Here is a 26,597-nt window from a genome sequence, read left to right on the forward strand (position 1 = left end):
GATCACAGAATGCGAATCGCACAAATCGCGCCGCTATATGAAGCCGTTCCGCCGAAGCTCTATGGCGGCACCGAGCGTGTCGTGTCCTATCTGACCGAAGCCCTGGTGGAACTGGGTCACGACGTGACGCTTTTTGCGAGCGGCGATTCGGTGACTTCCGCGAAGCTGGAGGCGGCGTGGCCGCGCGCCCTGCGGCTCGACCCGACCATTCGCGACGCCATGGCGCCGCATGTGCTGCTGCTCGAGCAGGTGCGCCGCGTCGCACACGAGTTCGACGTGCTGCACTTTCACCTCGACTACCTGCCGTTCCCGCTGTTCTCGTCGCTCGATACGCCGTTCGTGACCACGCTGCACGGACGGCTCGATCTGCCGGAATTGCAGCCCGTTTTCGACGCCTTTTCCGAAGCGCCCGTCGTTTCGATTTCGGATTCGCAGCGCCAGCCGCTCAAGCAGGCGAACTGGCTGAACACGGTCTATCACGGCCTGCCGTCGCAGCTGCTGACGCCGCAGGCGCATCGCAAGCCGGAGTACCTCGCGTTTCTCGGGCGCATCTGCCCGGAAAAGCGCGTCGACACGGCCATCAAGATTGCGGCCCAAAGCGGCCTGCCCCTGAAGATTGCCGCGAAAGTCGACAAGGTCGACGAGGAATATTTCAAGCGCGATATCGAACCGCTGCTTTCGCAGGCGCACGTGGAGTTCGTCGGTGAGATCAACGAGGCGCAGAAGCCGGAGTTTCTCTCCGGCGCGAAGGCGCTGCTGTTCCCGATCGACTGGTCGGAGCCGTTCGGCCTCGTGATGATCGAGTCGATGGCCTGCGGGACGCCCGTGATCGCCTTCAACCGCGGGTCGGTGCCCGAAGTGATCGACCAGGGACTGACGGGCTATATCGTCGAGGACGTGCAGGGCGCCGTGGCGGCGTTGACGCATATCGACGAGCTTTCGCGCGATGCCATCCGCGAACAGTTCGAGCGCCGGTTCACGTCGAAGACGATGGCGCAGAACTACCTGGATAGCTACGCTACTTTGCTCGAGGCTACGCGCCGGCCGGTGTTGCGGCGGGTGGCGGCAGGTTGAGGGGACGGGCCGGCGTGACCGCCGGCATACCCAAATGCAGCCGCGCGCTCCCGTCTTTTAGCTTGCGGCATATTACGGTTCAAAAAGAAGTCTTGCGGGCGGCGCAATGCTGCCGCCCCTCGCCGTCTTGGGCTGTCATGTAAATACCGGGAGATTGCCGCAGTGAATCGTTTGCCTGGCGTTAAATGACAAAGATTGTCGATATTTCATGAAAAGCCGTCCATCAAGGACGGCTTTTTTCATTGCCGCGGTTGCATGACAACATGAAAAAGCCGCTCCGCCCGAAGAGGCGGAGCGGCCCGGATGCCATCCGCTGCGTGCGCAGCCGCACACTAATTACTGGGTAATCAGGAAGCGCTCGCGATTTTTGCCGGCAATCCACTTCGGCGGCTTGCCCCGACCGCTCCACGTGCTGCCCGTCTTCGGATCCTGATACCGCGGCGGCAGGGGTGCCTTCTTCGGCGGGCGGCCACGGCGGGCGCCCGTGGGGAACCCCAGGTCCTGCGCGGTCAGGCCGTATTCCGTGATTTTCTGGCGAATCGACGCAATCACGTCCGCCACTTCAGTTCGCCGTGCCTCGTCGGCCTGAGCCTGGAGCTGGGCGATCTGAGCCTTGAGTTCTGCGTACTGCGACATTTCCATTCTCCCTTTTCTTTGAAACAGGTTGGCGGCAGATTAACCGCAAATAAGGGAATTCGCAATGCACGATAATACCGCACCGCCGATATCGTCAGATAATTTATTGGTTATCGGCAAGTGTTAAATTTACTGAAGGGCATCCGCAAAATAGTAAACGCTTTCTCTCTGGAATTTACAATCCTTGACATCCCGCAGCGTGCAATCTCCGTAGAATCCCCTGCGCACTTGGCATTGGCATTTTGCGATGCCGTCATATCGACCTTACTTGAGATCACGCACCATGCACCTCTCCAAACGACTCGCGGCCGAACTCATTGGCACCTTCTGGCTGGTCTTCGGCGGCTGCGGCAGCGCTGTGCTCGCCGCCAATTTCGCAGGTCCGGTTCATGGCCTTGGCATCGGTTTCGTTGGCGTTTCGCTCGCCTTCGGCCTCACCGTACTGACTATGGCCTACGCTATCGGGCATATTTCGGGATGCCATCTGAACCCGGCCGTGAGCGTCGGCCTTGCCGTCGCCGGGCGCTTCCCCGCTAAGGACGTGATTCCCTACATCGCGGCACAGGTGGTGGGCGCCGTGCTGGCCGCATTCGTGTTGTCGCAAATCGCGCTGGGCAAGCCGGGCTTCGACCTTGTCGCAAGCGGCTTTGCGACCAACGGCTACGGCGAGCACTCGCCGGGCCATTACACGCTCGCTGCCGCGTTTCTCTGTGAAGTGGTGATGACGGCGTTTTTCCTCTTCGTGATTCTGGGTGCTACGGACACGCGCGCGCCGGCCGGTTTCGCCCCGATCGCGATTGGCCTGTGCCTCACGCTCATTCACCTTGTTTCCATTCCGGTCACCAATACGTCGGTGAATCCGGCACGCTCGACCGGTCCCGCGCTGTTCGTCGGCGGTGATGCCGTCGGCCAGCTTTGGCTGTTCTGGGTGGCGCCGATCATCGGTGCCGTGATTGCCGGCGTGATTTATCCGCTCGTGGCCGGCAAGAAGCCGGAAAGCCAGGCAGTGTCCGCTGCTTCGGCTGCGTGACCCAAGCCATGTGAGCCGCGACTCGAGGCGGCTTTAGCGAGGCGCCAAGGGCTCTCGCGGCAGATTGAACTTATGTGTATGAATGGGCGCTTCGGCGCCCGTTTGCTTTTTCGCCGCTCTTCCGCTCCGGTTGGCAGCGCTCGTCGTGGCCGCGAATACACAGGCGCTGACGGGCACCAATAGGCTGAAAGAAGTGCCGAATCGCGCTGCTAGAATCGTTCGATCTTGATCCGACCTCTGGTGCCCACCATGCCCCGTTCGACCGCTTTTCTGCCCGCTATGGCGTTATGCCTTGCCGTCGCCGCTGGCGCGGCAATAGTGCCTGTCGCAGCATGGGCCGCGTCGGGCGATGTAGAGACGCTCGTGTTCGTGCGCCACGGCGAAAAGCCTGCGGAAGGACTCGGACAACTCAATTGCCAGGGCCTCAACCGCGCGCTCGCGCTACCCGCCGTCATTGCGGCGAAGTTCGGCAAGCCGGACGCCATTTACGCGCCCGATCCCGGCGAAAAGAAAGACGACAACGGACGCGCATGGAATTACGTGCGCCCGCTCGCGACCATCGAGCCCACCGCAATCGCCTTCGGCATGCCGGTTCAAACGCCCTACGGTTATTCGCAGATCGAGCAGCTTGGCAATACGCTGGTGGATCCCTCGTGGCGCAACAAGACCGTCGTTGTGGCGTGGGAACACCGCCTCATCGAACAGCTCGTGCGTCGGATGGTGACCGCGCATGGCGGCAATCCCAACGACGTGCCGAAGTGGGCGAGCAACGATTTCGACAGCATCTACGTTCTCAAACTCGACTGGCGCAATGGCTCACCACAGGCGTCTTTCAAGCATGACCACGAGGGACTGGACGGCAGGGCGACCGACTGCCCCTGCGCGGCGCTGCCAGGCGGTGATGCGGTTCAGTCGTCCGCTTCGGGTTCTGCGGCGGCATCGGCACCGGCATCGGCACCATGAGGACGCCTTGGCCCGGCATCCGCGCTGCTTTTCGGGCGCACCAGCAAGCCCACATCCGATCGCATTTAAAGAATTGGTACAGATGTAAGGCCGGTTTACGGCAGCCGTAGGCAATGTGAGTTACGGCCCGATCGCCGACGCGTCACCACATCGCCACGCCCCCGCGCTGCGCCGCGGAGCGCGGCACTTTCGCCCCTACCCCGCACGCCCGGAACATCGTCGGTTCGATATAGACCTGCTATTCGACACCGCGACGTACGCTTGCACCCCGTAACATCTCGTCGCAGAACGCCCAGCTCGCCGCGCGTAGATTGAACCTGTGCGACAGACACGTCGCGTCACAGGAGAACAATCATGAAGCGCATCGTCACTCAAGTGCTTGTTGCAGCAGGTCTCGCGGCTGGAGCGTGCGGTGTCGCCGAAGCGCACACGGATCTCAGCATCGGCCTTTCGCTGGGCGCACCGGCGCCCGTCTATGTGCAGCCTGCGCCTGCCTATGTGGAACCGGCACCGGTTTATAGCGCGCCACAGCCTGTCTATTACGGACGCCCGCGCTGGCACGACGACTGGGACCATCGCGGCTGGGATCGCCGGGGCTGGGATCGCGACGGCCACGGCTGGCGTGACGGCGATCGCGGCGGCTGGGATCACGACCGCGGCCGTGGATGGGGCTGGCGCGGGTAAGCGGTGCTGAGTTGTCTCGAACAGGACGGAGCAGCGTGGGCATGTGCGACGCGCTCTCGCGCTCGCGGCAGCTTGAGCTGTGCCCCCGTCCTGCTGTTCGGTCCTCTTCGCAACTGATGGTTGGTCGCTGCCGATCCCTTTGCGCTGCGGACGCCTCAGCCGGCCGCTTCCCTACGACGCCAGTTCGTCATCCAGTTCGAAGAGCTTGCGTAAATGGTGTGCAACGCCAGCTTCGAAGTTGTTGCCGATACGCGGTACGTGTGGCAGACGGGCAATCAGCTTCGGGTTGGCATTGTTCATCATGAACGGATGCCCCGCGGTCTCTAGCAAATCGATGTCGTTCAGGTTGTCGCCGAACGCGACACAACGCGACGCATCAACGGTGAGGCGAGCCAGCACAGCCTGAAGCGCGCGCCCCTTGGATACGCCCGCGGCCATGACTTCCAGGCAATCGGGCAGCGAATAGGTGATGTACACGGCGTCGCCAAATTCACGTTCGATGCGCGCGGCGATTTCGGCCAGATCCGCCGGCTCGCCGACATAAAGCACCTTGGCGATGTCCTCGCCGCTGTGGCCCGTCAGGTCCATCACCTGATACGTGAAACCAGAGTCCTGGTGAAAAGCCAGAAGCTTCGGCGCTTCGCGGTCGATCAACCACGCGTCGTCGGCGAAAAGACTCACGATCACACGTCCATGCTTGCCCACGATTTCGGGCTGCACGATGTGTCGCACTGTACCGGCATCCAGATCGCGTGCGTGAATCACCGTATCGTCGGGTGCGTGCACGCGTGCGCCGTTCGAGGTAATGAGATAGGAGCGGATGCCGAGCACATCGCGGATACCCGCCACGTCGGCATAGTGCCGGCCGGTCGCGATCACGAACTGCAATCCTTTCGCCTCCAGCCGGTTCACGGTTTCCACGGTAAACGGGTCCACCTGGTGATCGGCGTTGAGCAGGGTTCCGTCGAGATCGGTGGCGATAACCTGATACATGAAAAACGTCCGGCAGTTTGGAAAGCAAAAATGGTAGCACCGAGGGGCGGCGTTCTCAGCGCGCGGCGCCGGTCGCTCGCCGCTCAGCGTCGCGATCTGCGCCGGCGTCTCCGGGCTCACGCCATACCGAGCCTTGCCGCCTCCTGCTGTGCGAGGCGCAGCGCACCACGGGCCGAATCGGCAAACGGCGCGCGCAAGCGCATGCCAAACGCTTTGGGCACCCATTGCGCGAGCGGCCCGGCCAGTCCACCGGATAGCGCCACCGGCAGATTGCCCGACGGATCGAGCGCCGCAATGAGCTTGCCGATTTCCTCGCCCGCCTGCGCAAGCAGACTCGCAGCAAAGGGATGCGCGCGATGCGCAAGCACGATGGGCGCGAGACGCGCATAGGCTGTCTGGTTGGCCTCGCACAGCCATACGATCAGACTGTCGCGATCGTGCGCATCCACCTTTTCGAGCAATGCGGCAGCGAATGAGTCGGCAGGCGCGCGCCCATCAAGTGCCTGCTGCGCGTAACCGATCGCGTGCAGACCCAGCCATGCACCGCCCGCCTCGTCCCCGGAGGGAAAGCCATAACCGCCGGCCATACGGCACGCGCCCGCCTCGTCCAGTACAGCCGCGATACTGCCGGTGCCCAGCGCCACCACTACCCCGGGCGCGCCACCGTGGGCACCAAGCAACGTGGTGTACGCATCGCTTTCTACCGCGAGTGCCGCCACCTGCGGCGCCTGCGCACGAAACGCGGCAAGCCAGTCGCGATTGTTGACGCCGGCCAGACCGCAGCCCAGCACGCAACGCGACCAATCGAGCGGATGGTTCGCCGCCGCGAAGGCATCGCGGCAGCCGGCCTCGATGGCTTGCCACGCGAGCCCAATGCCCAGCCCGAGACCTGACGGTCCGCTGGACGCCTGCGCGAGCTCGACGCCCTGCGCGTTCCCGAGCACGACGCGCGTGCCTGTACCGCCGCCGTCGACGCCAACCAGATAGAGAGTGGATTCCATGTTCATCGCGAGAGCCGCTCGCCAAAGCCAGGTTGAGCCCGATATCGAGCCGTGCCGCAGAGACTATCTGCTCCGAAACGTCCCGGCAATCGGCCGAACGGCCGGGTTGCGCTGCGGGCTCGATCCGCTATGCTTGGTTCGCCCGACCCGCAAACCCCGCGAGATCGGCGCAGACGGACGGAGGCCGCCACGTGACACAGCGATGCAACTGGGCAACAAGCGATGCGCTCGCGCATTACCACGACACCGAATGGGGCGTGCCGTCCCGGGACGACCGCCATCTCTTTGAAATGCTCGTGCTGGAGGGCGCGCAGGCAGGGCTGTCGTGGTCGACGATTTTGAACAAACGCGAAGGCTACCGCCAGGCGTTTGCGCAGTTCGACGTGGATGCGGTGGCGCGCTTTACGCCGAAGCAGATCGAGACGCTGATCGCCAACCCCGAGATCGTGCGTAATCGCGCCAAGATCGAATCGGTCGTGGTCAATGCGCGAGCCGTGCAACAGATTCGCGCCGAGCACGGCTCGCTCGCGAACTTCGTGTGGTCGTTCGTCGATCACACTCCGGTTCAGAACGACTGGGAGACCTACGGCCACGCGCCGGCTTCCACCGATATCTCCGATGCGCTCAGCAAGGCGCTCAAACGCTACGGCTGCAAGTTCGTCGGCACCACCATCTGCTATGCGTTCATGCAGGCCGTGGGCATGGTGAACGACCATCAGCGGAACTGTGCGTGCCGCGCGTCCTGCGCCGCGCTCGGCAAGAAAATGCGCGCGAAGAAGGCGGGGTGAACGCGAGCAGGCCCACGGGACTGTATCCGGATCGCGCCGCCGCTCGTGCACTTGAAGAGAACCGCGTATAGGCGTGTGTGCCTCACATGCAGCGCCAAGGCCTTTGGTGTTTGCGCAACACTCTCGCCCGATGAACGCCCACATTCGGGAAAGTCCTCACAGGCGCTCCGTCGATGCTGGCAAATGCCTGCACTGCAAGGCTTTGCAGGCAGCGGCGACGCATCTGTACGGCCGCAACGTCACGTAGCACGTGCTTGCCGCCTCACCGAACGCTTCATCTGCGGTACCACAACTCGCTATAACTATGACCGTCGCGACGGTGTGCGCGGCGTAATCGGAGGCTCGTCATCCAAGCGTCGAACTAAGGGACTTTTGTCCGTTTCGTCGAAGCTTTGCTCGGCGTCGATCGCGGGATACTGACCACATCCCGTTACACCCAAACAATGGCCAGGCGCACGGCGCAGGGAACAAGCAAATGACAAATCTGAACTTCCTGACGCACCAGGAAATTTTCAATCAGGCTGTTGGCCATCTATTCGGCCAGGGCCGCGCTGCGCTGCTGCCGCGGGGAGGCGGCGCCTATCGGGGCTACTGCGGAGGCTGTCCTGTGGGCAGTTTCATCAAGCCGCGCGATTACATGACGGCCATGGAAGGTATTCCCGTGCGCTACATCGGAAAGTCGTCCGACGAAACGCCCGCCTACATGGATGTCGGCGTCGCCGCGTTGAAGCGCGCACTGCTGCGTGCACGCATCAACGTCTACGATCCCACGACGGTCGAACTGCTCAGTTGCCTGCAGAACGTGCACGACGTCTTCGGCACATGGGAATGGCAGGAGCGATTCACCTCCATCGCGCGCCAGTTCGGGCTCTCGCCGGACCGCGTGAAAAGCGCCGCGTAATCGCGCTTCGCGCGCCGGCCCGTCCATGGCGAGCCACGCCGACACACCAGCGCGAATCCGCCCTTCGCGGCACACCAGAAGACACCAGGCAACAAACACCAAGAGAGAAGCAATAAAAAACGGCGGTGCGAGCTACAGAGCTCGCACCGCCGTTTTCGTTCCGCCTGCCGGCGTGGCCGGCGAAGACTGCTTAGTGCAGCTTCTTCGGCAGCATCTGGCTGCGCAGACGCTTGTGCAGACGCTTCACCGCAGCCGCCTTCTTGCGCTTGCGCACAGCGGTCGGCTTTTCGTAAGACTGGCGCTCGCGCAGTTCGGCGATCAAGCCATTCTTTTCGATGGTGCGGCGGAAGCGGCGCATTGCCACTTCGAACGGCTCGTTTTCCTTCAAAACAATCGTCGTCATGTCATTCCTGAGTCAATTTACGGTTCAAGGCGTGGCGGCAAAGCCGCCCACGCACCGGCCCTCCGGTCGCTCCAGCGCGGTGTCCCACATTGAAGCGAAAGGCAAGGCGGCCACGGAGGCCGGAATAGAGAAGTGGGGGAGTTCACTGCGGAACGCGGTCAGACGCGTCTTGCAACTACACGTAACTCCACGCCTGACCGCCGGTTTGGCTGGCAAAACTGGCCGGCAAAACATATAACAGCGGGCCACCAAACCGGGCAAGGATCTCAATTCGCCGGGTAGGATAGCAGAAAAACCCAGCCCCGGCCACACTTTCGTCAGTCGGCTCAGGCACTTGCGTCGCGCCTGGGCCGATGTCGGGCACGGAAGTCACGCGCTCGCGTCATTCAGCGCCTGGATATCGGCGGGATCGAGTTTCAGGTGAACGGCCGCCACCAGGCTCTCGAGCTGCCCCAGCGAGGTCGCGCTCGCAATGGGGGCCGTAACGCTGGGCCGCGCCATCAGCCACGCGAGCGCCACTGCAGCGGGCGTCGCGCCCCGGCGCTCGGCCACGTTGTCGAGCGCGCCGAGAATGCGCATGCCGCGGTGGTCCAGATACCGTTCCACCCGTCCGCCACGCGCACTTTTCGCGAGATCCGCGCGGGACCGGTACTTGCCTGTCAGAAACCCGCTCGCGAGGCTGTAGTACGGCACCACGCCCAGCCGTTGCGCCAGCGCGACAGGCTCGATGTCGGCCTCGTAGCCCGCCCGGTCGTACAGGTTGTATTCGGGCTGAACCAGCTGATACTGCGGCAGGCCGTTGCGCCGCAACACGTCGAGCGCCTCTTCCAGGCGCGCCCCGCTGTAATTGGAGGCGCCGATCACACGCACCTTGCCCGCCTCGATCAGCCGCTGGTAGGCCCCGAGCGTCTCTGCGAGCGGCGTCTCGCCATCGTCTTCGTGGGAAAAATAGACGTCGAGATAGTCCGTCTGCAGGCGCCGCAACGAATCTTCGGCCGCCAGAAGGATGTTGCCTGCCGAAAGTCCGCGCCGCTTCGCGTGCTTGCCCACCTTGGTCGCGAGCACAACCTTGTCGCGCTTGCCGCTCTTCGCGAGCCACTTGCCGATGATCGTTTCCGACTCCCCGCCTTCGTTGCCCGGCACCCAGGCCGAATAGACGTCGGCGGTGTCGATGAAGTCGAGCCCCGCGTCCACGAAGGCATCGAGAATCGAGAACGAGGTCGCCTCGTCGATCGTCCAGCCGAACACGTTGCCGCCGAACATCAGCGGCGCGACCTGCAGCGACGACGTACCAATGGTGCGTTTCTGCATGACACAACTCCACGAGTCCCGTTGACAGAACGTTCAGCATACGCCGCCTCGCCAAGCCTCACAGCCGCGCCAGCAATGGGCGAGAGGCGCGTCGAGCGAGGCTGCGCGCGGTCAGCCCGCCCACCTCGCCGCAAGCAAGGCGTAAGTTCCCGCCCCGATTTGCAAAGCACGTCCCTAAAGTTTTCCGCAACCGCCGCCGACAACCAGGAAAGACGGTCAGCGCCAGCCAAGAAGCGCATCGTCTACAACCGAACCAGCCTACATCCGAGGCACATACCAAACGAGGAAGCAAATGCTGAACATCAACACCAACATTCTGTCGTTGACGACGCAGACGAACCTCTCGGGCTCGCAAAGCGCCCTGTCGCAAGCCATTACGCGTCTGTCGTCGGGCAAGCGCGTGAACACCGCCGCTGACGACGCCGCCGGCCTCGCGATCGCGACCAGCCAGACCGCCGCCATCAACGCACTGAATCAAGGCGTGATGAACGCGAACAACGGCATTTCGATGGTGCAGACCGCCTCGGGCGCGATCTCGTCGACCGTGGCCAACCTGCAGCGTATCCGCCAGCTGGCCGTGGAATCGGGCGACGGCTCGCTCGGCTCGGCAGCACAAGCGAACCTGCAAACTGAAGTCACGACGCGTCTGACGGAAATCAACCGCGTTGAAACGCAAACCACGTTCAACGGCCAGAGCGTGCTGGGTGGCCTCGGCAGCGTGAACTTCCAGATCGGCGCATCGGCCAACCAGACGATCACGGCGAACTTCGGTTCGACGACGTGGAACGCGTCGGGCCTCGGCGTTTCGGGCATCGACATCTCGACCACCTCGGGTGCCCAGAACGCGATCACGGCAATCGACGCCGCGCTGGCGCAAGTCAACAACTTCCAGGCAACGCTGGGTGCAACGCAGAACACGTTCCAGTCGGCCATCACGAACACGCAGACGGAATCGACCAACCTGAGCGCCGCCCAGTCGCAGATCGTCGACGCGGACTTCGCTTCGGAAACGGCGAACCTCTCGAAGGCGCAAGTGCTGCAACAAGCCGGTATCTCGGTGCTCGCGCAAGCGAACTCGCTGCCGCAGCAAGTGCTGAAGCTCCTGCAGTAAGCATGACCTGCCGGGCGCGCGCCGCTTGCGGCCGCGCCCGGCGCCGCGCCTGCTGCCGCATGCAGGGCGCGGCGGCGTGGAAAGAACCACACGCAACACAACACGAAGAACAACGCGGAGAGCGGCATCGGGAGGCACGGCCTCCCGATGTGCATTGTCCGCATGACAGCAACCCGCTGGCACTCGACCGGAAACGGGCACGCTCCCGCCTCCATCTGGGCGCCGCGACCTGACCCCGCTCGTTACGAACGGAGCTACGCATGACCACGACCACCTCGACGACGTCCTCCACCGATGTAAGCGCGCTGCTCGCGCAAGCGGCGCAGTCCGTCATCAGCGGCGCGACCAAGTCGACGCTCGACGTGAACTCGCTCGTCTCGGCCCTCGTAACCGCGAAGACCGCGGGCCAGGCCGCGACCTTGACGAGCGCGCAGACGAGCGACAACACCGAACTCTCGGCCATCGGCCAGATCCAGTCGTCGCTTGCCGCGCTGCAAACCAAGCTTTCCGGCCTCTCGGACGGCACCTCGCTCACGCAGCTGACGGCGACCCTCTCGGGTACCGGCATCACCGCGACGCCCAAGAACGGCGTCGCTGTGCCCGGCTCGTACTCGATCAACGTGCAGCAGATCGCGACGGCCAACAAGATTTCGTCGGGCGCCTATGCGAGCAGCGCGACGCTTGGCACCGGCACGGTGACCATCGGCGTGGGCAGCAGCTCGATGACGGTGAATCTCACGTCGGCGAACAACACGTTGAGCGGCCTCGCCTCGACAATCAACAACGCATCGAACAACCCCGGCGTCACCGCCACCGTCATCACCGCGGCAGACGGCCAGCACCTCGTGCTCACGTCCAACGCCACGGGCGCGGCGAACACGGTGTCCATTTCGGCGGGCAGCGGTGTGGACACGGGGCTCAACACGGCGAGCTTCACGCAGGTCACAGCCGCGCAGGACGCGAAGTACACCATCGACGGCAACGCTGTCACGAGCGCAAGCAACACCGACACCACGGCACTCACCGGCGTCACGCTGAACCTCACGAGCGCGGCGGTGGGCACGACCCAGACGCTGACGGTCGCAAACGACACGAACGCCTCTGTCACCGCGATCACCGACTTCGTCAACGCCTATAACTCGTGGGTCTCCACCACGTCGTCGCTCACGTCCTACAGCGCCGCTTCGTCCACGAGCAGCGCAACCGCGGGTCCGCTGCTGGGCGACGCCATGACGAACTCGGCCGTGAACGGCCTCGCGAGCATCATCAGCGGCGGCGTCACGACGGGCGGCTCGACCTACAGCCTCGCCTCGATCGGTCTCGATCTTCAGCCCGACGGCACGATCAGCATCGACAGCTCGAAGTTGCAGGCCGCCGTCACCAGCAGCCCGACCACGGTGTCGGCGCTGTTCAACACGACCAACGGCATCGGCACCACGCTCAACACCTACGCGAACCAGTACACGCAGGCTGGCGGCATGATCAGCCAGCGCACGTCGGCGCTCAATTCGGACCTCTCGAACCTGACGCAACAGCAGAGCGATCTGACGGCGTACCAGGCCACGCTCACCAGCCAGTACAACGCGCAGTTCACGGCGCTGAACACGCTGATGACAACCATGCAGAGCAACACGACGTACCTGAACCAGCTGTTCGGCGGCAACGGCAGCGCCGGCACGCTGAACAAGGCGTAACGCCTTACCCGCCTCACTGACGGACTCGTCGAGGATCGAAACAGATGTCACAGCACACGCTTGATCGCGCCTACGAACTGACCGAGGCCATGAGCGCCGCGGCGTCGGCCGGAGACTGGCTGCGCGCGGCCCAACTCGCCGAGGAACGTTCGCCCTTCATCATGTCGCTCACGGCGAACCAGCCGCCCGAGGCAATGGCGAAGATCCGCGCGATCCAGCAATTCGACGCCGCTATCACCGGGCACGCAACGGCCGGCCGCGACGTCATGACGAACCAGCTGGGCGACGCGTTGACGCGCATCGCCGCAGCGGGCTTCTATCAGCAGACGGGAAAGCTTTGAGGTGATGTCGGGGCGAACATGCCCGACATGCCATAACACGTACAACCAGCACAACCGCATACGAAATGCGGGAACGTCGATTCACCCTGAAAGCCGCAGCGATGCGGCTTTTTTCTTTTTGGCTTTTTCTCGAGCGGCGTAGCAGGCGTCAGCTACAGCAAACGCGCCTACGCACCCTGCGCGCCGCCTGAGCGCGCCTGCCACATCGCGTGGAACGCGGCCTCCAGCGTGCGCGCAAAGTGCGGCGCGTCGCAGAGCGGCGAAGCCAGCACGCGCGCCGCAAGTCCCGCCCGCAACGCAGCGAGCCGTTCGCGGTCGTGGGCGAGAGCGACAGCCTTCGCGACGTAGTCTTCGTCGTCGGCCGCAATCCAGTCTTCGAGTCCCGCGCTCGTCACCACCGTCTCGCACAGATGCGCAAGGAACCGGTCGCCGCGACGGCAGAGCACAGGCACGCCCATCGCAAGGCTTTCGGCCGTCGTTGTGCCGCCCGGATACGGGAACGTACTCAGCGTGATGTCGACGCGCCGGTACGCCGCGAGATAACTGGCGCGCGGCGAAGCACCTTCCATCACGATGCGTGTGCTATCGATGCCGTGCGCCGCGAAGCGCGCCAGCGTGGCACGCCGTTCGATTTCGTCGCCGAGTTGCTTCGCCTTCAGGAAAAGACGCGCGTCCGGCACCTCGCGCAGAATCCGCGCCCAGACCGCCGTCACGCGATCGTTCACCTTCACGAGGTCGCCGAAGCTGCCGAAGGTGAGGGGGCGGGCGCTCTCCGCGGCCGCGTCGCTCGCCACATCGGCCGGCGGCGTGAAGCACAGATACCCGCGCGGCAGCCGCCAGGGGCGTTCGATGAAGTGATGCGCCTCGTTCGCGGGCAGTACGCAATCGTCGCCGATCACGTAGTCGATGGCGGTAAGCCCCGTCGATGCGAAATAGCCGATCCAGCTTGCCTGCACCGGCGCCGGCTTCCAGGCGAACACCGAGACGCGGCTGCCGTCGGTATGCCCTGCCAGATCGAGCAGGATATGGATGCCGTCGTCGCGAATGGTGCGTGCGGCGGCTTCGTCGGCGAGTCCGGTCAGGCTGCGCCAGCCGTTGAAAAGCGGCTTGATGCGCGCCGTGAGGTCGTCTTCCTTGGGTTTCGTCGTGTAGGCGAACAGCTCCACGCGTGTTCGATCGAGTCGCCCGAGCACGCCTTCCAGGAAGAAGCCGACCGGATGCGTTCTGAGGTCGCCCGAAACGAAACCGATGCGCAGCGGCCCCGCATCGGCACTGCGCGTGAGCCAGTCCGTGTAGGGCCGCGCCTGCGCGGCGGTGCGTTTGCCGTACTCGATGGCCGTGGCGAGGTATTGCTCGGGCGACGCCCCTTCGGCAAAGCTCAGGCTGAAGAGCAGGTTCCCCCAGGCGTTTTGCCACGTGGGCTGCAACGTCAGCGCCTGCTTGAAGCATTCGATGGCCGCCTCATGCCGGCCCTGCTCGCGCAACACGATGCCGAGGTTGAGCGGTACCTGCGCGTCGTGCGGAATCAATGCAAGCGCCTGCCGATAGCACGCTGCGGCCTCGGCCAGCTTGCCCTGCTCTTTGAGCGCGTTACCCAGGTTGTTGTGCGCTTCGCCCAGCGTCGGCTTCAGCGCAATCGCCGTGCGGCAGTGCTCCGCGGCACGCTCGAAGTCGCCCATCTCGCGCAGCACGTTGCCGAGATTGCAATGCGCGTCCGCGAAGTTGGGCCGGCATTCCACAGCACGCCGAAAACTCGCGGCCGCTGCGGCCGGCAGCCGCATCTGCAACAGCACGAGCCCGAGGTTGTTGTGCGCGCTCGCGCTGCCGGGGTCGAGCGCAATTGCCTGCTGATGACTCTCCGCCGCTGCTTCCAGCTTGCCCCAGCCGCGCAGCGAACAACCCAGGTTGTCGTAGTACATCGCCTGCGGGCTGATTTCGATGGCACGCGCAATCAGGTCCAGCGCGTCGGCGTAGCGCGCCTGCTGCATCGCGATCACGCCGAGCAGATGCAGGGCGTCGGCATGCCGCGGCATCTGTTGAAGCACGCGCTCGTAGAGTGCGCGCGCCTCATCGAGCCGGCCCGCCTGGTGGAGCGCGAGGCCCGCTTCGACCCATTGCGCAGGCGTATCGGTCACACCCGGGGTCATTGCGCGCCCTCCGTGTCTTGCGCGAGCCGACGTTCCCACATCTGGGCGAACGCGGCTTCGAGGTTTCTCGCGAAGCGCGGCGCGTCGCAGAGCGGCGAGCCGACAATGCGTTCGCGCAAGCCCGCGCGCAGCGCCGCGAGCGCCGGCAGATCGCGCGCGAAGGCCACGGCGCGGGCGACGTAGTCGTCATCGTCGGTGGCGATCCATTCGGGCAGCCCCGCCGTGTGCAGTACGGTCTCGCCCAGATGCGAGAGGAAGCGGTCGCCACGACGGCTCAGCACGGGCACGCCCATCCAGAGTCCTTCCACGCTCGTCGTGCCGCCCGGGTAAGGAAATGGATCGAGCGCGATGTCCACGCGATTGAACGCGGCGAAATACGCGTCGCGCGCCGACGGCCCTTCGAGCAGCAGCCGGTCTGCGCCCACGCCATGCGCCGCGAAGCGTTCCAGCGTCAGCTCGCGCAGCTTCGGTTCGGCAAGCTGGTGGTTCTTCAACAGCAACCGCGAGCCCGGCACCGCATGCAGCACGCGCGACCACAGTGCCACCACGCCGTCGTTGAGCTTCTTGTGATTGTTGAAGCAGCCGAACGTGACGCCACCCGCAGGCGCCGAGAGCGCGGGCAACGGCCCCACCGGCACGTCGCCGGCGGGCAGCGTGAAGCAGAGGTAGCTGTCCGGCAGCCGCCAGACGCGCTCCACGAAGTGCGATTCCTCTTCGGGCGGCGACACATAGCGGTCGCCCACGATGTAGTCGATCTCCGTGAGCCCCGTGGTCGCGAAATAGCCGAGCCAGCTCACCTGGAGCGGCGCGGGGCGCCACGTGAAAACGGGCAGGCGGTTGCGTCCGGTATGGCCGGAGAGATCGACGAGGATATCGATGCGGTCATCGTGAACGAGGCGCGCGGCAGCTTCGTCGCTCATCTCGTTGATGGCTTGCCATGCCGCGAATTGCGGCTTCAGGCGCGCCGTGAGTTCGTCGTACTGCAAGCCGTTGGAATAGGCGAACGGCTCGATGCGCGTACGGTCCAGGTGCCGCAGCACGCTTTCGAGGAAGTAGCCGACCGGATGCTTGCGATAGTCCGCGGAGACGAAGCCGATGCGCAGCGGCCGTCTGCCCTGCACCGCATCCGCGCCGTCCTCGAGCGCCGGCCACGCGTCGAAAGGCTTCGCCCGCGCCGTCATGCGTTCGCCGAAATAGCGTGCGTCCGCGAGATGCGCAGCCGCCGACCACCCCGCGCAATACGACTGCCCGAACAGCACGCAGGTATGCGATTCCGCGAAATCGGGGTTCAGCGCGAGCGCTTTGCGGTAGCTCTCGACAGCGGCATCGAAGGCATTGAGGTCCGCGAGAATCGTGCCCAGGTTGTTGTGAAACGACGGCGAATCATGGCGCAGCGCAATGGCGCGCTGCGCGTACTGCAGCGCCTGTTCCGGCCGCCCCACGCGCTTGAGCGCATTCGCGAGGTTGTGATACGGATCGGGAAAGTCCGGCTGCAACGCGATGGCGCGCTCGTAGCACGGCACCGCCTCGCCCACGCGACCCGCCGCGTTCAGCGCATTGCCCAGCGTGTTGTGCGCCGCGGCCACCTGCGGCTGAAGCGCCGCCACATGCCGGTAACTTTCGATGGCGCCGTCGATATCGCCCTGATGCATGAGCGCGCCGGCGAGACTATCGTGGGCCACGGCCAGTTGAGGCGTCAGCGCAATCGCCGCCCGATAGCACGCGATCGCCGCTTCGATCTGCCCTTGCGCCTTCAGCACGTTGCCCAGGTTGTTGTGCACTTCGCTGAAATCGCGCTTCGCCGCAATCGCCTTGCGATAACTGGCCGCCGCGGCGTCCAACTGCCCCATGTCCTTCAGCGCGTTGCCGAGATTGTTGTATGCCTCGGCGTAGCCGGGCCGCAGTTCGATAGCCTGCGCGCAGCTTTGCATCGCGCCGGCAGCGTCGCCGGACTCGCGCAGTGCATTGCCCAGGTTGTTGTGCGCTTCCGCGTAGTCGCGCTTGCGCGCAATGGCTTGCCGATAGGCGTCGATGGCGTCGGGCAGTTGACCATGCTCGCGCAGCATGTTGCCGAGGTTGTTGTAGTAGATCGGGCTCGGGTTCGCAGCAATCGATTCGCGGATCAGCACGATGCCCGCCTCGTGCTGCGCCAGCTGGCACGCGAGCAGCCCCATGAAGTGCAGCGCATCCGGGTGCTTGGGCTGCACGCGCAGAATTTGCTGATAGAGGCTGTGGGCGTCACCCAGGCGCCCTGCCTGGTGGTGCGCGAGCGCCGTATTCAGCAGCCGGCCGATGTCATGCATGGGGTGTCCGTGTATCAAGTAGCGCTGCGGTTCGTCAGATGAGGCTCGCGATCAGGCGCTGGGGTCACGAAGCGCTCGCCACGCGCGCCTGCCACATGCCTTCGAACGCGGCTTCCAGGTTGCGCGCGAAGCGCGCCGCATCGCAAAGCGGCGAGGCCAGCATGGACGCACGCAACGCGCCGCGCAGCGCAGCCAGCCGTTCGCGGTCGTGCGCAAATGCCACGGCCTTCGCGACATAGTCGTCGTTGTCTTCGGCGATCCAGTCGGGCAGCCCCGCTGAATGCAGCATGCTCGTGCAAATGTTCGAGAGGAAACGGTCGCCGCGGCGGCACAGCACCGGCACGCCCATCCACAGCCCTTCGACGCTCGTCGTGCCGCCGGGATAAGGGAACGGGCTCAGCGCGATATCCACGCGGTTGTAGGCCGCGAAGTATTCGTTGCGCGGCGAACGCCCTTCCAGAATCAACCGTTGCGCGCCGATGCCGTGCGCCCAGAAACGGCGCAGCGTGGTCTCGCGCGCGAACGCGGCATCCAGTTGCGCGGCCTTGAGAAAGAGCTGCGAGCCCGGCACCGCGTGCAGCACGCGCGCCCACACGGCCACCACCGCATCGTTCATCTTCATCAGATGGTTGAAGCAGCCGAAGGTGACGTGCTGCTGCGCAAGCATCGGCAGCGGGCCGACGGCCACCTGGTCGGCGGGCGGCGTGAAGCAGAGATAGCTGTCGGGCAGACGCCAGAGCTTCTCGACGAACTGCGCCTCGCTGCCCGCGGGCAACACGTGCGGGTCGCCCAGCACGTAATCGATCGACGCCAACCCCGTGCTCGCGAAATAGCCGAGCCAGCTCGCCTGCACCGGCGCGGGCCGCCACGCGAACACGGGCAGCCGGTTGAAGTTCATGTGGCCCGAGAGGTCCACGAGAATGTCGATGCGGTCGTCGCGAATACGCTGCGCCGCGGCTTCGTCGGAAAGGACGGCGAGATCCGTCCATGCGGCGAAGCGCGGTTTGATGCGTGCGGTGAGCGCGTCTTCGAGCCGGCGCGTGGGGTATGCCACGAGTTCGAGCCGGCGCGGATCGATATGCGCGAGGATGCTCTCCAGAAAGTGCCCCGTCGGGTGCACCTTGAAGTCGCCGGAAACGAGGCCCATGCGCAAGGGGCGGCCGTCACGATGCGGCGTGAGCGGCACGTTCCAGCTCGTCCATGCACGCGCCCGCGCACTCACTTCTTCGCCGAACGCCCGAGCCTCCTCCAGATACGCGGCCGGGCTCAAGTCCTCGCGATAGCTCAAGATGAACAGCAGATTGCTGCGCGCCGACGCCAGATCGGGCCGCAACGCAATGGCGCGGCGATAGCTCGCAATCGCGCCGTCGAGGTCGCCCAGATCCACCTGCGCGTTGGCGAGGTTGTTGTAGGCCTCTGCGTGATCGGGCTTGAGCGCGATCACCGTCTTGAAGCACTGCACGGCCTCGGCAAACTTCCCGTCGTCGCGCAGCATGTTGCCGAGGTTGTTGTGCGCGTGGATGTAGTCGGGCTTGAGCGCAATGGCCTGGCGATAGCTTTCCATCGCCGCCGCGCGCTTGCCCATGGCCCCCAGCGCGTTGCCCAGGTTGCTGTAGTAGATCTCGCTCGCGCGATGCGTGAGCGCGGCCATGATGAGCTCCATCGAGCCCGCGTAGTTGCCTTCGTGATACGCGATAAGCCCGAGCAGATGCAACGCGTCCGGGTGATTCGGCTGCACCGCGAGAATCTGCCGATAGACGGCCGCCGCTTCAGCGAAGCGCCCCGCGTGCTGAAGCGCGAGGCCGCTTTCGATGGGCGGCACGGCACCTGCCGGCGCCGCCGCACCTTGAGGAAACGAAGCGCCAGGCAACGTGCTCATTCGCCGTATTTGCGCAGATAGCGCTCGTAACCGGCGCGCCACGACGGCGTGCCGAACGCGCCGCCGCTCTCGTGCACGACGCTGATGGGCCAGGTGCCCATGCGCAGGCCCTTGAGCTCGGCCTGGCGGCAGAAGTCCATGTCGTAGAAGTGGAAGTCGAACTGCTCATCGAAGCGCACGCCGCTTTGCACGAGGCGCTCGCTGTCGGCAATCAGCATGAGTCCGTCCAGCAGCTTGCATTCCAGGCCCGCCGGACCGAAGCGCGACACGTTCGTGCACGGAAAGCCCTTGCCGTGCCCCACCACGCCGCTCAGGTACTCGCGCGCGTCCCACTGGAAGTCCGGCGTGACGAAGGCCCACGCCGGCTGGCGCGGCACGCGCCGCGTGTTGCCCGCAAGGCCCGCCACGTCGAAATGCTGGACCGCTTCGTAGATGCGTTCCATCCAGAAGAAGTCGCACAGCGAGATGTCGTCGTGGATGAAGACGAGGATCGCGGGGTTCTGCGCGGCGTGGTCGATAGCGCGGTTGTAAATGGTGGACAGGCCCGTCGTGTTGTTGTCGAACAGCAGCAACTGCGCGGGCGGCGTGTGGTGATAGAGCTTCAGCGAGCGACCGAGCGCGGAGTTCGCGACGAAGTCGGCTTCGTTGTGGCGGGTGCCGCAGACGAGGCGGATGGGCTTCATGGGAGACAGACAAAAAATGGAGACGGCCCGGCCCGGCGCGTACTGGCGGCCTTCCGGCGGATAAAGGAGCTTAGCGCTGACGCCCGGCTTTCAATCGACGGAAAAGCACCTTGTTTTCAGTCCATTTTGGACAGCAACGCGAGAGCGTGAAGGCCGGCTGCCGTGCGTTTGCGGCACCGCGCCTCGTGCGCTGCGGCGCCGCAAGCCGTCCGCCCCGCCACCGCCTTGGCCCCGAAATAGGCGGGAATTGGCTTGCTGTTCCAGCGATAAGAATCGGCGCCCGGCAGTCAAACTGCTGCCTTGTGTGGCCCCATGGGCCCTCTCGCACGGACGCGAAACAAGCAAACCCGCGAGCAACTTTCAGAGGCAGATCATGCTTGAACCCTCACGGCAGGCGGCCGGCAACCGGCGCATCGAGATCCACCAGATTTTTTACTCGGACGAAACGCGCCTGCTGCTCGACCCCGGCTTCATTCCGCTCGACAACCGCGACGGTCGTGCGGACTGGCGTGAATACTGGCCCATTCGCACGTTCCTGTTCTCGCGTCCGCTGAAGGAAAACACGCTCTACGGCTTCCTTTCGCCGCGCTTCGCGCAAAAGACGCTGCTCGACTCCAACGTCGTCAACGCCTTCATTGCGAGCGTGCCGGCCAATACGGACGTCATCAGTTTCTCGCCCTACTTCGATCAGGGCGCGTTCCATCTGAACACCTTCGAGCAGGCGGCCACCAATCACCCCGACATCTGGCGCGTGTTCGAAAGCGCGGTGCCCTATGTCGCGCCCGGGTTCGACCCGCACACGCTCGCCATGGACTCGCGATCGAGCATCTTCTGCAACTACTTCGTGGCCACGCCCGCGTTCTGGCGCCGCTGGCTGCTTGCCTGCGAAATGCTGCTCGGCGTGGCCGAAGGCGGCAACGGCGAGCTTGCCGCGCTGCTCAACGGGCCGGTGGCCTACGGCAGCACGATGGTACCGGCCAAGGTATTCGTGATCGAGCGCATCGCGTCTTTGCTGCTGGCCACCGAGCCGCACTGGCGCGCCGCGCGTTTCGATCCGTTGAGTCTGCCGATGTCCGGCTCGATCGTGTGCCCTTATCCGGGCGAACTCGCCATGCTGGATGCGCTCAAGCTCGCGGCCATCGAAACCGGCGACGCCGGCTACCTGGAAGTTTTCGAACGCACGCGCGGCGCATTGGTGGATGCCGCTATCGAAGCGAAGCGCGCGGTCACGCAGTAAACGCGCTGGAGAGCCCGCCCATGGAATTGGGGCAAAACGCCCATTCTGTTTGGCGGATTGAAAGGCAGCCCACAGGGCTAAGCTTTATCCAGTCATAAAGCCGTGCGCGGCGGCTCCCGCGCGACGCGCGCTCAATGTCAATGGATAGAGCCAGGAGGAACGTGGTCATGCCACTCAACGACTGCCGGATCATCGAGTTGCCCAAGATTACCGACCCGCGCGGCAATCTCACGTTCGTTGAAGGCGACAACCACGTCCCGTTCGATATCAAGCGGGTCTACTACCTCTACGACGTGCCGGGCGGCTCGGACCGCGGCTCGCACGCGCACCGCAACCTGCATCAGTTCGTGATCGCGATGTCGGGCAGCTTCGACATCGTGCTCGACGACGGCGACCGGCAGCGGCGCTTTCATCTGAACCGCTCGTATTACGGCCTCTACATCTGCCCAATGATGTGGCGCACGCTCGACAACTTCTCGTCGGGCGGCGTCTGCATGGTGCTCGCCTCGGCAGCATTCGATCCCGCGGACTACATCCGTGACCACGACGAATTCCTGCGTCTTGCGCGCAACCCCGAAGCCGCCACGGCCTGAAGCGAACCGTCCGGGCACATTCTGGCTGCCGGCGCACCGGCAACGACGCATGAAAATCGATTTCCTGAATCTCAAGCTGGCCAACGCGCGCTACGAAGACGAGATACGCAGCGCGGTGGGCCGCGTCATCGACTCCGGCCGTTACGTGTTGGGCGAAGAAACCCTCGCCTTCGAACGCGAATTCGCCGCGTATTGCGGCGTGGAACACTGCATCGGCGTGGCGAACGGGCTCGATGCGCTGCATCTGATTCTGCGCGCCTACGGCATTGGCCCCGGCGACGAAGTGATCGTGCCGTCGAACACGTTCATCGCGACGTGGCTCGCCGTGAGCCAGGCCGGTGCGCGCATCGTGCCTGTCGAACCGGACCCGACGACCTGCAATCTCGACCCGCAGCGCGTCGAAGCCGCCATCACGCCGCACACGCGCGCCATCATGCCGGTGCACCTGTACGGCCAGCCTGCCGACATGGATCCCATCAACGCGATTGCGCGCAAGCACGGCCTGCGCGTGATCGAAGACGCCGCGCAGGCGCACGGTGCCCGTTATCGCGGCCGCCGTGCAGGCGGTCTGGGCGACGCCGCGGGATTCAGCTTCTACCCCGGCAAGAACCTGGGCGCACTGGGCGACGGCGGTGCCGTGACGACGAACGACCCCGAACTCGCCGCCACGTTGCGCAAGCTGCGCAATTACGGTTCCGAGGTGAAGTACCGGCACGATCTGGCCGGCGTCAATTCGCGTCTGGACGAGATACAGTCGGCCGTGCTGCGCGTGAAGCTGCGCTATCTCGACGAGGACAACGCGCGCCGCACCGCGCTGGCAAGCGCCTATGCCGAAGCGCTCGGCCAGGCGCCGCTGCAGTTGCCGGTTGTGCTGCCGCATGTGGAGCCGGTCTGGCATCTCTTCGTCATCCAGACGCCGCATCGCGATGCGCTGCAGGCGCACCTGACCGAACGCGGCATCGGCACGCTCGTCCACTACCCGATTGCGAGCCACCATCAGCGCGCTTACGCGAACGAGACGTGGCCCGATCTGCCCATCGCCACGCGTTTGCAGTCTGAAGTGCTGAGCCTTCCCTTTGCCACGTATTTGCAGGCCGAGCACGTGCATACCGTCGCGCAGGCCGTGATGGACTACTTCGACGGCGTTCGGGCCCATAAGCCGCGCCCATAAACTCATGACCATCACGACGCTCATTCCGGCTTACAAGCCGAAGTACCTCAACGAACTGCTCATCGCGCTCAAGCACCAAACGCTGAAGCCGGCGCGCATCATCGTTTCCGACGACAGTCCCGACGGCGCGTTTCTCGCCGCGCTGCAAAGCGAACCGCTCAAAAGCGCGACGGCGGACATGAACATCGAAGTGATCCAGGGTCCGCGCGCGGGCGGGATCGAAAACTGCCGGCATTTGCTGAGGACGTGGAATGGCGCAACGCCGCTGGCCCATCTGCTCTTCGACGACGACGTCATCTATCCCGAGTTCTACGCGTTCCACGCCGCGGTACACGCAGGCGGCTCGTTCGACTGCTCGGTAAGCCGCCGGTGGACCGCGCTCGAGTCCGGCCAGCCCGTGAGTCAGTTGCCGCGTCCGGACGCGGTCGTCCAGCATCAGCAGCGCGTGTTTTCGCTGCCGCCCGAGCTTGCCTTCGCGTTGACGGTGCCGGCGTGCAACAACTGGCTCGGTGAATTTTCGAACGCGGTATTCACGCGCGACGCTGCGAACCTGCTGCTCGACACGACGCTTGCCGGCATTTCGTACGTCGGTCTCGCGGACATCGGGCTCTTTCTCACGGCGAGCCTGCGCAAGCCGCTGTGCGTGATCAACGACCCGCTCGGCTACTTTCGCCTGAGCCCGCAACAGATCACGCAGCAGACGACGAGCCACGCGTACAAGCTCGCCGTTCTCGCGTGGGCCGCGCTGGGCGTGGCAGGACAGCGCCTCGGCAAGCTACAGCACGAGCAGGCCGCGCAGTGCTACCGGACCGTGGACGCCCTGATCGCGACCCGCATGGCGGATGTGGCAGACATGGCGCCCTTCAGCGCGTTGATGCGGGAACTGGCGGCGGGCGTGCCGGGTGCCGACGACCGCTTCCTCGGGCAATGGCACGCATTCATTCCCGCAGGCTGAGATACAAGTAACGCGGCACAGGCAGTCGCGGTATGAGCAGACCCGGTTATCCATAGCCGGGTCTTTGAAGGAGGAGCAAAGATGACCAGGAAACTCGTATTGATCGGCGCCGGCGAAATGGCCGAGATCGCAGACGAATACTTCACGCACGATTCCGACTATGAGGTCGTGGCGTTCTCGGTGGAGCGCGACTACATCCGCCAGCCTGAACTCAACGGCAAACCCGTGGTTGCATACGAAGAGCTCGAAACGCTCTATCCGCCGTCGGAATACACCGTGTTCGTGGCGATTCCGTCATCGCAGCTCAACGCGCTGCGAACGCGTTTCTACCTGGACGCCAAGAAGAAGGGCTATCGCTTCGCCACCTACATCAGCTCGCGTGCGTTCGTGTGGCGCAACGCGGTGGTCGGCGAAAACACGTTCATCTTCGAGAACAACGTGATTCAGCCGTTTGTCACCATCGGCAACAACTGCATTCTGTGGAGCGGCAACCACGTGGGCCACCGCAGCGTTGTCAAAGACCACACGTTCATTTCGTCGCACGTGGTGATCTCGGGCTACTGCGAGATTGGCGAATACTGCTTTCTCGGCGTGAACAGCACGTTCAACGACCACGTGAAGGTGGGCGATCAATGCGTGATCGGCTCGGGCGCCCTCATCACCAAAGACACCGAAGCCAACCGCGTCTACGTTGCCACCGGCGCGAAGCAGGTGCCGGGCAAGCTCGCCACCGAAGTGGACCTGTAAGACCTCTGCCGCACGCACATGACGACGATTCATTGGGAAAAACTGGGCGCCGTTTTTCATACCGCGACGCAGGGCAAGCCGTGGATGAAGAACTCGGCGCTCACACCCACGCCCTTCAGGCTCGATGACCGCACGATTCGCGTGTATGCGGGCTTTCGCGACGAAGCGGGCGTGAGCCGCATCGGCTACGTGGATGTGGACGCCGAAGACCCTCGGCGCGTCGTTCATGTGTCGGATGCACCCGTGCTCGACATCGGCCGCAACGGCTGCTTCGACGACAACGGCGTCATTCTGGGCGACGTCGTGCGCGGCCCGCGCGGCGTGTACCTGTTCTACGTGGGCTTTCAGCTCGTGGCGAAGGCCAAGTTCCTCGCCTTCAGCGGTGTCGCGCTTTCCACCGACGGCGGCCACTCGTTTGCGCGTATCAGCGAATCGCCGATTCTCGATCGCGCAGCGGGCCAGTCCACCATCGGCGCGATCCATACGGCGCGCTTCGAGAACGGCCGCTGGCGGCTCTGGTACGCATCCGGCGACGATTGGGAAATCATCGACGGCAAGCCGTTTCCGCAATATCACATTCGCTACGTCGAAGCCGACGACCTGCTCGACGTGCCGCGGCAAGGCGATCTTTGCGTCGACGTGCGCGGCAGCGAGTACCGCATCGGCCGGCCGCGCGTCTACGTGATGGGCCGCGAGCACGTCATGTATTACACGAAGGGCACGCGCGAGGGCGACTACTTCCCCGGGCTTGCGCGCTCGCCCGATGGCAGGCGCTGGACGCGGCACGACGATCAGCTCGGCATCGCGCTCTCGGCAACCGGCTGGGACGCGCAAACGCTCTGCTACCCCGCGTTGATTACCGTGCGCGACGACACCTACATGTTCTACAACGGCAACAACATGGGCTACGACGGCTTCGGCTGCGCAAAAGCGACGGGCGTAACGCTCGACGAGATCGAACCACGCTGAACCTCGACACCGGCCGTGGACACGACAATCTCGCTCAAGCCCTATTCGACGGAAGACGCTGCCCTCTGGGACCAGACGGTGCGGCAGTCGTGCAACGGCAATCTGCTGCATCTGCGCGGCTACATGGATTACCACCGGGACCGGTTCGATGACTGCTCGCTGATCCTGTTGCGCAACCAGAAACCCGTGGCCGTGTTTCCCGCGAGCCGCAGCAGCGACACGGTGAGTTCGCACGGCGGGCTCACCTACGGCGGACTGCTTCACACCGAAGACCTGGGCACGCACGACACCTTGCTCGCCTTCGCCGCGATTCGGGAACACTACCTCGCGCTCGGCATCCAGACGATCGTCTACAAGGCGATTCCCACGGTATTTCACCGCCTGCCTTGCCAGAACGATCTCTATGCGTTGACCTGCGCCGGCGCGAAGCTCATTCGGCGCGATGCGTCGTCGGTGATTCATCTGCAAGAGCCATTTTCGTTTTCGAAGGGCCGCAAGTGGGCCATCAACAAGGCGAAGAAATGCGGCGTCACGGTTCAGCAGTCGCAGGACTTCGAGGGCTTTCACGCGCTGCTTTCGCAGGTGCTCGGGAAGTTCGGCGCGAAGCCTACTCACTCGTGCGCTGAGCTGAAGTTGCTGTCGGGACGCTTTCCCGACGCCATCACGCTGCACGTCGCGCAACGGGACGAGGCGCTGCTTGCCGGTGTCGTCGTGTACGACTTCGGGCACGTCGTCCACACGCAATACATGGCGAATTCCGATGACGGCCGCGAAATCGGCGCACTGGACCTGCTGGTGGCCGAACTGATCGCGAAGTATCGCGACCGCAAGTTTTTCAGCTTCGGCATTTCGACCGAAGAGCAGGGATTGAAACTGAACGCGGGGCTCATCGCCCAGAAAGAGGCGTTCGGCGCGCGCACCGTCGTGCACGATTTCTATTCGTGGCCGCTTTGAATCCGATCGCTTGATATCTCACCCAGACA

The 26,597-nt window shown here is 64.4% G+C and carries 25 protein-coding genes; 16 read left to right on the plus strand and 9 right to left on the minus strand.

The window, feature by feature from the left end; genetic code table 11:
* Positions 1 to 9: 9 nt before the first annotated feature.
* Positions 10 to 1,074: a glycosyltransferase family 4 protein gene (locus PXJ20_RS01800; protein ID WP_199544516.1), complete on the plus strand. Its 1,065-nt coding sequence runs from the start codon at positions 10 to 12 to the stop codon at positions 1,072 to 1,074.
* Between the two features lie 336 nt (positions 1,075 to 1,410).
* Here the strand turns inward: PXJ20_RS01800 and PXJ20_RS01805 are convergent, their stop codons facing one another.
* Complete coding sequence (locus tag PXJ20_RS01805) at positions 1,411 to 1,710, minus strand: H-NS histone family protein (RefSeq protein WP_026120917.1); 300 nt, start codon at positions 1,708 to 1,710, stop codon at positions 1,411 to 1,413.
* Between the two features lie 283 nt (positions 1,711 to 1,993).
* Between PXJ20_RS01805 and aqpZ the strand changes: the two genes are divergently transcribed.
* The 3 genes from aqpZ (at position 1,994) to PXJ20_RS01820 (ending at position 4,387) form a co-directional block, all read left to right on the plus strand.
* Positions 1,994 to 2,740, plus strand: a complete 747-nt coding sequence (gene aqpZ / locus PXJ20_RS01810; protein WP_421030023.1) for an aquaporin Z — start codon at positions 1,994 to 1,996, stop codon at positions 2,738 to 2,740.
* 318 nt (positions 2,741 to 3,058) lie between these two features.
* Positions 3,059 to 3,703 (plus strand): histidine phosphatase family protein, encoded by a 645-nt coding sequence (locus PXJ20_RS01815; protein ID WP_421057406.1) that lies wholly within the window; start codon positions 3,059 to 3,061, stop codon positions 3,701 to 3,703.
* Positions 3,704 to 4,057: 354 nt separating this feature from the next.
* Positions 4,058 to 4,387, plus strand: coding sequence for a PXPV repeat protein (locus tag PXJ20_RS01820; RefSeq protein WP_199544518.1), 330 nt, complete (start codon positions 4,058 to 4,060; stop codon positions 4,385 to 4,387).
* Between the two features lie 171 nt (positions 4,388 to 4,558).
* Here the strand turns inward: PXJ20_RS01820 and PXJ20_RS01825 are convergent, their stop codons facing one another.
* Complete coding sequence (locus PXJ20_RS01825) at positions 4,559 to 5,380, minus strand: Cof-type HAD-IIB family hydrolase (RefSeq protein ID WP_421030956.1); 822 nt, start codon at positions 5,378 to 5,380, stop codon at positions 4,559 to 4,561.
* Between the two features lie 116 nt (positions 5,381 to 5,496).
* On the minus strand, positions 5,497 to 6,381 hold the full coding sequence (locus PXJ20_RS01830; RefSeq protein ID WP_421030025.1) for a BadF/BadG/BcrA/BcrD ATPase family protein: 885 nt from the start codon (positions 6,379 to 6,381) through the stop codon (positions 5,497 to 5,499).
* Between the two features lie 191 nt (positions 6,382 to 6,572).
* On the opposite strand from PXJ20_RS01830, the gene PXJ20_RS01835 reads away from it, so the two are divergent.
* Both PXJ20_RS01835 and PXJ20_RS01840 read left to right on the plus strand, forming a co-directional pair.
* Complete coding sequence (locus tag PXJ20_RS01835) at positions 6,573 to 7,169, plus strand: DNA-3-methyladenine glycosylase I (protein ID WP_421030026.1); 597 nt, start codon at positions 6,573 to 6,575, stop codon at positions 7,167 to 7,169.
* A gap of 475 nt (positions 7,170 to 7,644) precedes the next feature.
* Complete coding sequence (locus PXJ20_RS01840; protein ID WP_017772171.1) at positions 7,645 to 8,070, plus strand: hypothetical protein; 426 nt, start codon at positions 7,645 to 7,647, stop codon at positions 8,068 to 8,070.
* A 190-nt stretch (positions 8,071 to 8,260) separates the two neighbouring features.
* Here PXJ20_RS01840 and rpsU read toward each other — a convergent pair whose 3' ends face one another.
* Positions 8,261 to 8,473 (minus strand): 30S ribosomal protein S21, encoded by a 213-nt coding sequence (rpsU, locus tag PXJ20_RS01845; protein WP_017772172.1) that lies wholly within the window; start codon positions 8,471 to 8,473, stop codon positions 8,261 to 8,263.
* Positions 8,474 to 8,842: 369 nt separating this feature from the next.
* Positions 8,843 to 9,784: an aldo/keto reductase gene (locus PXJ20_RS01850; RefSeq protein WP_421030027.1), complete on the minus strand. Its 942-nt coding sequence runs from the start codon at positions 9,782 to 9,784 to the stop codon at positions 8,843 to 8,845.
* 292 nt (positions 9,785 to 10,076) lie between these two features.
* Here PXJ20_RS01850 and PXJ20_RS01855 point away from each other — a divergent pair, with 292 nt between their 5' ends.
* The 3 genes from PXJ20_RS01855 (at position 10,077) to fliT (ending at position 12,930) form a co-directional block, all read left to right on the plus strand.
* Entirely contained in the window at positions 10,077 to 10,895 is an 819-nt protein-coding gene (locus PXJ20_RS01855) for a flagellin domain-containing protein (RefSeq protein ID WP_017772174.1), read from the plus strand.
* 260 nt (positions 10,896 to 11,155) lie between these two features.
* Positions 11,156 to 12,589, plus strand: coding sequence for a flagellar filament capping protein FliD (gene fliD, locus PXJ20_RS01860; protein ID WP_017772175.1), 1,434 nt, complete (start codon positions 11,156 to 11,158; stop codon positions 12,587 to 12,589).
* 44 nt (positions 12,590 to 12,633) lie between these two features.
* Entirely contained in the window at positions 12,634 to 12,930 is a 297-nt protein-coding gene (fliT, locus tag PXJ20_RS01865) for a flagellar protein FliT (RefSeq protein WP_017772176.1), read from the plus strand.
* Positions 12,931 to 13,097: 167 nt separating this feature from the next.
* On the opposite strand, the gene PXJ20_RS01870 is transcribed toward fliT, so the two are convergent.
* From PXJ20_RS01870 to PXJ20_RS01885, 4 genes are all read right to left on the minus strand, one after another.
* Entirely contained in the window at positions 13,098 to 15,077 is a 1,980-nt protein-coding gene (locus PXJ20_RS01870; RefSeq protein WP_421030028.1) for a tetratricopeptide repeat protein, read from the minus strand.
* Positions 15,074 to 17,380, minus strand: coding sequence for a tetratricopeptide repeat protein (locus PXJ20_RS01875; RefSeq protein ID WP_421030029.1), 2,307 nt, complete (start codon positions 17,378 to 17,380; stop codon positions 15,074 to 15,076). Before PXJ20_RS01875 ends, PXJ20_RS01870 begins: the two co-directional genes overlap by 4 nt.
* Before the next feature lie 64 nt (positions 17,381 to 17,444).
* The gene (locus PXJ20_RS01880) at positions 17,445 to 19,259 is read right to left on the minus strand and encodes a tetratricopeptide repeat protein (RefSeq protein ID WP_421030030.1); all 1,815 of its coding nucleotides are present in this window, start codon (positions 19,257 to 19,259) and stop codon (positions 17,445 to 17,447) included.
* On the minus strand, positions 19,256 to 19,942 hold the full coding sequence (locus PXJ20_RS01885) for a glycosyltransferase (protein ID WP_042302092.1): 687 nt from the start codon (positions 19,940 to 19,942) through the stop codon (positions 19,256 to 19,258). The genes PXJ20_RS01880 and PXJ20_RS01885 overlap by 4 nt, the downstream gene beginning before the upstream one ends.
* A gap of 373 nt (positions 19,943 to 20,315) precedes the next feature.
* On the opposite strand from PXJ20_RS01885, the gene PXJ20_RS01890 reads away from it, so the two are divergent.
* The 7 genes from PXJ20_RS01890 (at position 20,316) to PXJ20_RS01920 (ending at position 26,568) form a co-directional block, all read left to right on the plus strand.
* Positions 20,316 to 21,179, plus strand: coding sequence for a hypothetical protein (locus PXJ20_RS01890; RefSeq protein ID WP_017772181.1), 864 nt, complete (start codon positions 20,316 to 20,318; stop codon positions 21,177 to 21,179).
* Positions 21,180 to 21,346: 167 nt separating this feature from the next.
* Entirely contained in the window at positions 21,347 to 21,772 is a 426-nt protein-coding gene (locus PXJ20_RS01895; RefSeq protein ID WP_126878115.1) for a sugar 3,4-ketoisomerase, read from the plus strand.
* 49 nt (positions 21,773 to 21,821) lie between these two features.
* A complete protein-coding gene (locus PXJ20_RS01900; RefSeq protein ID WP_421030031.1) occupies positions 21,822 to 22,943 on the plus strand; it encodes a DegT/DnrJ/EryC1/StrS family aminotransferase in 1,122 nt (373 codons plus the stop codon).
* 4 nt (positions 22,944 to 22,947) lie between these two features.
* Positions 22,948 to 23,898 carry a glycosyltransferase family A protein gene (locus PXJ20_RS01905; protein WP_017772184.1) on the plus strand — a complete coding sequence of 317 codons (951 nt, stop codon included), beginning with the start codon at positions 22,948 to 22,950 and terminating at the stop codon, positions 23,896 to 23,898.
* A gap of 81 nt (positions 23,899 to 23,979) precedes the next feature.
* Positions 23,980 to 24,645, plus strand: a complete 666-nt coding sequence (locus tag PXJ20_RS01910; protein ID WP_277597038.1) for an acetyltransferase — start codon at positions 23,980 to 23,982, stop codon at positions 24,643 to 24,645.
* An 18-nt stretch (positions 24,646 to 24,663) separates the two neighbouring features.
* On the plus strand, positions 24,664 to 25,614 hold the full coding sequence (locus PXJ20_RS01915; RefSeq protein ID WP_421030032.1) for a hypothetical protein: 951 nt from the start codon (positions 24,664 to 24,666) through the stop codon (positions 25,612 to 25,614).
* A gap of 15 nt (positions 25,615 to 25,629) precedes the next feature.
* Complete coding sequence (locus tag PXJ20_RS01920; protein WP_199544542.1) at positions 25,630 to 26,568, plus strand: GNAT family N-acetyltransferase; 939 nt, start codon at positions 25,630 to 25,632, stop codon at positions 26,566 to 26,568.
* Positions 26,569 to 26,597: the final 29 nt, after the last annotated feature.

Origin of the sequence: Paraburkholderia sp. A1RI_3L (genome assembly GCF_048957895.1) — a bacterium.
In the GTDB taxonomy this organism is placed as follows: Bacteria; Pseudomonadota; Gammaproteobacteria; order Burkholderiales; family Burkholderiaceae; genus Paraburkholderia; species Paraburkholderia kururiensis.

Coding starts and splice junctions, on each gene's coding strand:
- PXJ20_RS01800 (WP_199544516.1), top strand. CDS start 10: ATGCGAATCGCACAAATCGCGCCGCTATATGAAGCCGTTCCGCCGAAG.
- PXJ20_RS01805 (WP_026120917.1), bottom strand. CDS start 1,710: ATGTCGCAGTACGCAGAACTCAAGGCTCAGATCGCCCAGCTCCAGGCT.
- aqpZ (WP_421030023.1), top strand. CDS start 1,994: ATGCACCTCTCCAAACGACTCGCGGCCGAACTCATTGGCACCTTCTGG.
- PXJ20_RS01820 (WP_199544518.1), top strand. CDS start 4,058: ATGAAGCGCATCGTCACTCAAGTGCTTGTTGCAGCAGGTCTCGCGGCT.
- PXJ20_RS01825 (WP_421030956.1), bottom strand. CDS start 5,380: ATGTATCAGGTTATCGCCACCGATCTCGACGGAACCCTGCTCAACGCC.
- PXJ20_RS01830 (WP_421030025.1), bottom strand. CDS start 6,381: ATGGAATCCACTCTCTATCTGGTTGGCGTCGACGGCGGCGGTACAGGC.
- PXJ20_RS01840 (WP_017772171.1), top strand. CDS start 7,645: ATGACAAATCTGAACTTCCTGACGCACCAGGAAATTTTCAATCAGGCT.
- rpsU (WP_017772172.1), bottom strand. CDS start 8,473: ATGACGACGATTGTTTTGAAGGAAAACGAGCCGTTCGAAGTGGCAATG.
- PXJ20_RS01850 (WP_421030027.1), bottom strand. CDS start 9,784: ATGCAGAAACGCACCATTGGTACGTCGTCGCTGCAGGTCGCGCCGCTG.
- PXJ20_RS01855 (WP_017772174.1), top strand. CDS start 10,077: ATGCTGAACATCAACACCAACATTCTGTCGTTGACGACGCAGACGAAC.
- fliD (WP_017772175.1), top strand. CDS start 11,156: ATGACCACGACCACCTCGACGACGTCCTCCACCGATGTAAGCGCGCTG.
- fliT (WP_017772176.1), top strand. CDS start 12,634: ATGTCACAGCACACGCTTGATCGCGCCTACGAACTGACCGAGGCCATG.
- PXJ20_RS01870 (WP_421030028.1), bottom strand. CDS start 15,077: ATGACCCCGGGTGTGACCGATACGCCTGCGCAATGGGTCGAAGCGGGC.
- PXJ20_RS01875 (WP_421030029.1), bottom strand. CDS start 17,380: ATGCATGACATCGGCCGGCTGCTGAATACGGCGCTCGCGCACCACCAG.
- PXJ20_RS01880 (WP_421030030.1), bottom strand. CDS start 19,259: ATGAGCACGTTGCCTGGCGCTTCGTTTCCTCAAGGTGCGGCGGCGCCG.
- PXJ20_RS01885 (WP_042302092.1), bottom strand. CDS start 19,942: ATGAAGCCCATCCGCCTCGTCTGCGGCACCCGCCACAACGAAGCCGAC.
- PXJ20_RS01890 (WP_017772181.1), top strand. CDS start 20,316: ATGCTTGAACCCTCACGGCAGGCGGCCGGCAACCGGCGCATCGAGATC.
- PXJ20_RS01895 (WP_126878115.1), top strand. CDS start 21,347: ATGCCACTCAACGACTGCCGGATCATCGAGTTGCCCAAGATTACCGAC.
- PXJ20_RS01900 (WP_421030031.1), top strand. CDS start 21,822: ATGAAAATCGATTTCCTGAATCTCAAGCTGGCCAACGCGCGCTACGAA.
- PXJ20_RS01905 (WP_017772184.1), top strand. CDS start 22,948: ATGACCATCACGACGCTCATTCCGGCTTACAAGCCGAAGTACCTCAAC.
- PXJ20_RS01910 (WP_277597038.1), top strand. CDS start 23,980: ATGACCAGGAAACTCGTATTGATCGGCGCCGGCGAAATGGCCGAGATC.
- PXJ20_RS01915 (WP_421030032.1), top strand. CDS start 24,664: ATGACGACGATTCATTGGGAAAAACTGGGCGCCGTTTTTCATACCGCG.